General features: G+C 45.1%; 5 protein-coding genes and 1 rRNA gene. All 6 read left to right on the top strand.

Annotated elements, in window-relative coordinates; genetic code table 11:
* Positions 1-108: ribosomal RNA gene (gene rrf, locus AC58QM_RS33865) — 5S ribosomal RNA — on the top strand; the annotation flags it as partial.
* Positions 109-211: 103 nt separating this feature from the next.
* The gene (locus AC58QM_RS33860; RefSeq protein WP_497289117.1) at positions 212-1390 is read left to right on the top strand and encodes a putative glycoside hydrolase; all 1179 of its coding nucleotides are present in this window, start codon (positions 212-214) and stop codon (positions 1388-1390) included.
* Positions 1391-1552: 162 nt separating this feature from the next.
* Positions 1553-3010, top strand: a complete 1458-nt coding sequence (guaB, locus tag AC58QM_RS33855; protein WP_497289116.1) for an IMP dehydrogenase — start codon at positions 1553-1555, stop codon at positions 3008-3010.
* A 167-nt stretch (positions 3011-3177) separates the two neighbouring features.
* Positions 3178-4545, top strand: coding sequence for a D-alanyl-D-alanine carboxypeptidase family protein (locus AC58QM_RS33850; RefSeq protein ID WP_497289115.1), 1368 nt, complete (start codon positions 3178-3180; stop codon positions 4543-4545).
* A gap of 121 nt (positions 4546-4666) precedes the next feature.
* Positions 4667-5548 carry a pyridoxal 5'-phosphate synthase lyase subunit PdxS gene (pdxS, locus tag AC58QM_RS33845; RefSeq protein WP_056611791.1) on the top strand — a complete coding sequence of 294 codons (882 nt, stop codon included), beginning with the start codon at positions 4667-4669 and terminating at the stop codon, positions 5546-5548.
* Positions 5548-6126 carry a pyridoxal 5'-phosphate synthase glutaminase subunit PdxT gene (gene pdxT / locus AC58QM_RS33840; protein ID WP_068669666.1) on the top strand — a complete coding sequence of 193 codons (579 nt, stop codon included), beginning with the start codon at positions 5548-5550 and terminating at the stop codon, positions 6124-6126. The genes pdxS and pdxT overlap by 1 nt, the downstream gene beginning before the upstream one ends.
* Positions 6127-6153 lie beyond the last annotated feature (27 nt).

The raw sequence follows: 6153 nt of genomic DNA, 5'->3' as shown, positions 1-6153 counted from the left end.
GATGGCGGAAGGGATCCACGCGTTCCCATCTCGAACACGACCGTTAAGCCTTCCAGCGTCGATGGTACTTGAACCGCAGGGTTCTGGGAGAGTAGAACGTTGCCAAGCAATAAGTAAGAGTCTTTCTGGATGAATTTCCAGAAAGACTCTTTTTTTTATATCTGTAAATGTTGCTTTTTTAACCATACTAATCCTACGAGGAGGGATGACGATGAGGACAACAAGCAGCATGAAATGGATAGGCAGAGTATGTCTTTGTTCGTTAGTAACGCTGATGATGAATGGATGCTCAGCTAAGATCGATGAAGTGAAGGAAGAAGCGAATCCACTTCACGCTTTGAGTTATATGGGGAGCATCGGCCCTGCGACAAATCAGGTGGCAACGCCTTCTTTTCAGAGTACAAGTAAACCGGTTGTGAAAGGTATTTATGTTTCTGCCTGGTCCGCCGTAGGCAATAAATTTGAGCAATTGATTGAGCTTGTAGAGCAAACCGATCTAAATGCCATGGTGATAGATGTTAAGAATGATTCAGGTCAGGTGACATACCCTTCAACGGTTCCTTTGGTCAATGAGATCGGGGCGAACAGCCATGTCATCATACAAGATTTGAAAGCTAAGCTGCAGAGATTGAAGCAGAAACATATTTATACGATTGCCAGATTAGTCGTGTTTAAGGATCCCTACTTAAGTAAAAAGAAAAGTACATTGGCTATGAAAAATAAAGACGGAAGCGTTTGGAAGGACCCAAAGGGAATCGCTTGGGTAGATCCCTTTAAAACAGAGGTATGGGACTATAATATTCAGATTGCGAAGGAAGTGGCTACACTCGGTTTTGATGAGATCCAGTTCGACTATGTGAGGTTTCCGGAGAATGGGCAGAAGGTGGACCGTGAGGTCATTTTTGATAACCCGCAGAAGCTAAGCAAAGCGCAAGATATCGCAACCTTTTTGCATACAGCGAAGGAACGGATTGGGGATCAAGCTTATATCTCAGCAGATGTGTTTGGGTTAACAACGTCGATGGCGAATGATATGGGAATTGGACAGGACTGGGCGATGATCAGTAAGGAGGTTCATTTCATTTCTCCGATGCTGTATCCGTCTCACTATACGAGTGGTATTTATGGCATCAAAAGTCCGGATTTGCAACCCTATGCGGTCATTCATCAAGCCGTTAACGACGCCAATTGGAAAAATCGGCAGTTAGCACGGTCAAATCAGCAGACTGCTCAGATTAGGCCTTGGTATCAGGATTTTACAGCCACATGGGTCAAGCCACATAAGAAATATGGTGCCATTGATGTTAAGGAGCAGATCAAAGCGGCGAGGGAGCAGGGGGTTGAGCAGTTTTTGCTATGGAATCCGAGCAGTACGTACTCCTATCGTTAACGGAATAGACTTATTCAAGGTGAGGGGGAGCTGGTTGCTCGTCCTTTTCCTTGACACCAAAAATGGGCTTTTGTTAAGATTGCAATCATACACGGAAGAATGAAATAGAAGCTTATGAATCAAGCTTTCAGTTAGAGGGCTTTAAGGAGGACATGGTACGCTGTGAGAGAAGATAAGTTTGGCAAAGAAGGTTTAACGTTTGATGATGTATTGTTAGTTCCGAGAAAGTCAGAAGTGTTCGGTAAGGAGATCGACATTTCGACGGAACTGGCACCTGGTGTAAAATTAAATATTCCTTTTATCAGCTCTGCTATGGATACAGTGACGGAGTCTGCGCTAGCGATTGCTATGGCTCGTGAAGGCGGTATCGGAATCATTCATAAGAATATGTCCATTGAGCTTCAAGCTGAACACGTTGATCGTGTAAAAAGGTCAGAAAGCGGCGTAATCACGAACCCGTTCTCATTGACGCCTGAGCATCATGTCTATGATGCAGAAGAGTTGATGGCGAAATATCGGATTTCTGGTGTGCCGATCGTGAATGAGAATAATCGTTTAGTTGGTATTTTGACGAATCGCGACTTGCGTTTTGTACATGATTATTCTATTAAAATTAAAGAAGTGATGACGCAGGAAGGTCTTGTAACAGCACCCGTTGGAACAACGCTTCAGCAAGCAGAAGGCATCCTTCAGAAACATAAAATTGAGAAACTGCCTTTGGTAGACGAGAATTTTGGTCTTAAAGGGTTAATTACGATTAAAGATATCGAGAAGGCCATTCAATTCCCTAACTCGGCCAAAGATAAGCAAGGACGTTTACTTGTAGGTGCAGCTGTTGGAGTATCTAAAGACGTGATCGAGAGAGCCGCAGCGCTTGTTACAGCGGGTATTGACGTCATCGTAGTGGATTCCGCACATGGACATCACATTAATATTGCAGAGACTGTTAAGAAGCTAAGAGCACAGTATCCAGAGCTTCCGATTATCGCTGGTAACGTGGCAACAGGTGATGGTACACGTGATTTAATCAAAGCCGGAGCTTCCATGGTAAAAGTCGGAATTGGTCCTGGATCGATTTGCACGACTCGTATTATTGCAGGGATTGGTGTTCCTCAAATTACAGCGATTTATGATTGTGCGCAAGCAGCTGCTGAATTTGGTGTTCCGATTATCGCTGATGGCGGTATTAAGTACTCAGGTGATGTGGTTAAAGCGATCGCAGCGGGAGCTAGCGCGGTTATGATCGGTAGTCTTTTTGCGGGAACGGATGAGAGTCCGGGTGAGTCTGAGATTTTCCAAGGACGTAAGTTTAAGGTTTATCGCGGAATGGGCTCCCTAGGCGCTATGAAGGAAGGCAGTAAGGATCGTTATTTCCAAGAGAACGAGAGCAAGCTTGTACCAGAGGGCATCGAAGGTCGTGTGGCTTATAAAGGGCCAATGGCCGATACAGTGTATCAATTGGTAGGTGGACTTCGTTCAGGTATGGGGTATTGTGGAGCACGCAACATTCAAGAACTTATTCATGATACGCAATTTGTTCGCATTACGGGGGCAGGTTTGAAAGAAAGCCATCCGCATGATATTCAAATTACAAAAGAAGCACCAAATTACTCGATGTAGATGAGAGACTTTTAGCTCTGCTAAAAGATCCTTATAAAGTGTCACAATATGGATATAATTGGAGGCGTGGGATTTGAACCCACGTTTTCTTTTTTTTGTCTAATGGGGTGTGTTACAATATAACGTGTCTTATATTTTGTCCAACATCATTTAGGGAGAGTGAAATTGTGAGATTTTTACGTTTTACAAAGAAAAAGGTTGCTTTGGTGTTAGGTGTTAGCTTAATTGCTCAATCCTTACTTTTACATATACAACCAACCTATGCGGCATCGCCTTCTCCTTCGGCAACTCCAAAGCCTGCAGCGGTGACAACGCCTGCTCCTAATGCAGGAACGACGCCTGCACCGGCACTAAATGAACCTCAAGTAGCAGCTAAATCTGCAATAATCATGGAAGCTAGTACAGGAGCAGTCCTGTTCCAAGTGAACGCGGATGAGGCTTTTCCACCAGCAAGTATGGCGAAGATGATGACCGAGTATTTAGCGATGGAGAGTATTAAAGAAGGCAAATTCAAATGGGATTCACCTGTGACAGCTACGAAGAATGCGGCGGATGTCATTGGTTCCGGGCAGTTGATTGCCGAGAACGAAACGTTGACGTTCAAAGATATGTTCAATGCGATGTCCATTTATTCCGCGAACGATGCTTCTGTGGCTTTTGCTGAATTGCTTGGCGGTACGGAAGAGAATTTCGCGAAAATGATGAATGACAAAGCGAAACAGCTTGGCATGTCGGATAAAGCACATTTTATTAGTGCGACTGGACTTTCACGTGCGGATCTCAAGAATCCACCTGCTTCCATTGAGGGTGAGACGAAGATGACAGCTCGCGATGCGGCGATTCTTGCTTATAATATTTTGAAGGATCATAAAGAAATTCTAGAATTTACGAAGATCCCTTCCTTGAAGCTGAGAGCAACAGATAAATCACCTATGATTAACTGGAACTGGATGCTTGAAGGAAATTCAACGAACACTAACTTTAAGAAATATGCGTATCCGGGGTTGGACGGCTTGAAAACAGGTTCTACCGACGATGCAGGCTACTGCTTTACCGGAACGGCAGAACGTAACGGTATGCGTATGATTACAGTTGTTATGGGGACGAAGACAGAACCAGAGCGTTTCAATGAAACACGCAAGCTGATGGACTATGCATTTAATAATTTTGAGATAAAACCGTTCTTGAATGCGAAACAGACGATAGATTCTTTGAAAAGTGTGAACATTAAGAAGGGTGTACAATTGGAAGTACCTCTTGTTACGAAAACAGGTTTAACGTTCGTTGCTAGAAAAGGCGCAAAAGATACAGATTTCCAAGTGACGACGGAGTCTGTTGAAGAGGCTAAGCTCGTAGCTCCAATTGCGAAAGGCGACACACTGGGCAAAGTAAAAGTAACCTATAATGGTCAAGAAAAAACGGTAGATCTGATTGCAGATGGCGATGTTGAAAAAGGCAGCTGGATTCGCCTACTGTTCCGCTCCATTAAAAACTTCTTCGGTGATATGTTTAATGGGATCAAAGGCGGCTCTTAGGCCAGAAAATGGGTTGTATATTGCCCATCCTTCATGTAAAATTATTGTTTAGAAGTTTATTATCGAATCGTGTAGGGAACTGCAACGAAATTGGCATACAAGCTATAGGAGGAAATAAAGAATGGAAACAGGAACTTCCCGCGTTAAAACTGGTATGGCCGAAATGCAAAAAGGCGGCGTCATTATGGACGTTATGAACGCCGAGCAAGCTAAAATCGCTGAAGCAGCTGGTGCGTCCGCTGTTATGGCACTTGAGCGCGTACCCGCTGACATTCGTGCAGCTGGTGGCGTATCTCGCATGGCGGATCCAACAATTGTTGAAGATGTTATGAAAGTTGTATCCATTCCAGTCATGGCGAAAGCAAGAATTGGTCACTTCGTTGAAGCGAAGATTCTTGAATCCCTAGGCGTTGACTATATCGATGAGAGTGAAGTACTTACTCCTGCGGATGAAGTATTCCACATCAACAAGCGTGATTTTACGGTACCTTTCGTTTGTGGTTGCCGCGATCTTGGCGAAGCTTTGCGTCGTATCGGCGAAGGAGCTTCCATGCTTCGTACCAAAGGTGAGCCAGGAACTGGTAACATTGTAGAAGCAGTTCGTCACATGCGTACGATTCAAGGTCAAATTCGTAAAGTTCAAAGCATGTCTTTGGACGAGTTGATGTTCGAAGCGAAAACACTTGGCGCTCCTTACGAGTTGCTTTTGCAAGTTCACCAAACAGGTAAATTGCCTGTCGTTAACTTCGCAGCTGGCGGTGTATCCACACCTGCTGATGCAGCGCTGATGATGCACCTTGGTTCTGATGGTGTATTCGTTGGATCCGGTATTTTCAAATCCGATAACCCAGAGAAATTCGCGAAAGCGATTGTTGAAGCTGTAACTCACTACACAGATTTCAAATTGATTGCTGAAATTTCCAAAAACCTTGGTGCCCCTATGAAGGGAATCGAAATTTCCAAGCTTCAAGCTTCCGAGCGTATGCAGGAGCGCGGCTGGTAATGACGAAGATAGGGGTTCTCGCGCTGCAAGGCGCGGTAGCAGAGCATATTCGAGGCATTGAAAAGGCGGGAGCTGAAGGTGTCGTTGTTAAACGCACCGAGCAACTTGCTGAGCTAGATGGCATTATTCTCCCTGGCGGAGAGAGCACGACGATTGGTAAGCTTATGCGTACGTATGGCTTCATCGATGCGTTACGTGAGTTCTCGGCAGCAGGCAAGCCGGTATTCGGCACCTGCGCGGGGTTGATTGTTATCGCGAAAGAGATTACCGGACAACCAGAAGCTCATCTAGAGCTGATGGATATTACGGTAGCTCGCAACGCGTTCGGTCGTCAACGCGAAAGCTTTGAGACGGATTTGCCGATCAAAGGCATTGACGAGAACGTGCGCGCGGTATTCATTCGGGCCCCACTTATTGAGAAAGTGGGACCAGATGTAGATGTATTGGCCACGTATGACGGCCAAATCGTCGCCGCGCGGCAAGGGCATCTCCTTGCGGCATCGTTTCACCCAGAGTTGACGGACGATTTCCGTCTGCACAGTTATTTCTTAGACATGGTAAAGCAAAGCCAAGCATAAATAACGGTTCAAGCACCCCGAGTTAAC

This window comes from Paenibacillus sp. J22P165, from assembly GCF_059692015.1.
Note: the sequence above shows the minus strand (reverse complement) of the source record. Positions and strands in the feature narration are given on the sequence as shown.

Excerpts from the sequence above, each read along its gene's own strand:
- AC58QM_RS33860 (WP_497289117.1), top strand. The coding sequence starts at position 212 with ATGAGGACAACAAGCAGCATGAAATGGATAGGCAGAGTATGTCTTTGT.
- pdxS (WP_056611791.1), top strand. The coding sequence starts at position 4,667 with ATGGAAACAGGAACTTCCCGCGTTAAAACTGGTATGGCCGAAATGCAA.
- pdxT (WP_068669666.1), top strand. The coding sequence starts at position 5,548 with ATGACGAAGATAGGGGTTCTCGCGCTGCAAGGCGCGGTAGCAGAGCAT.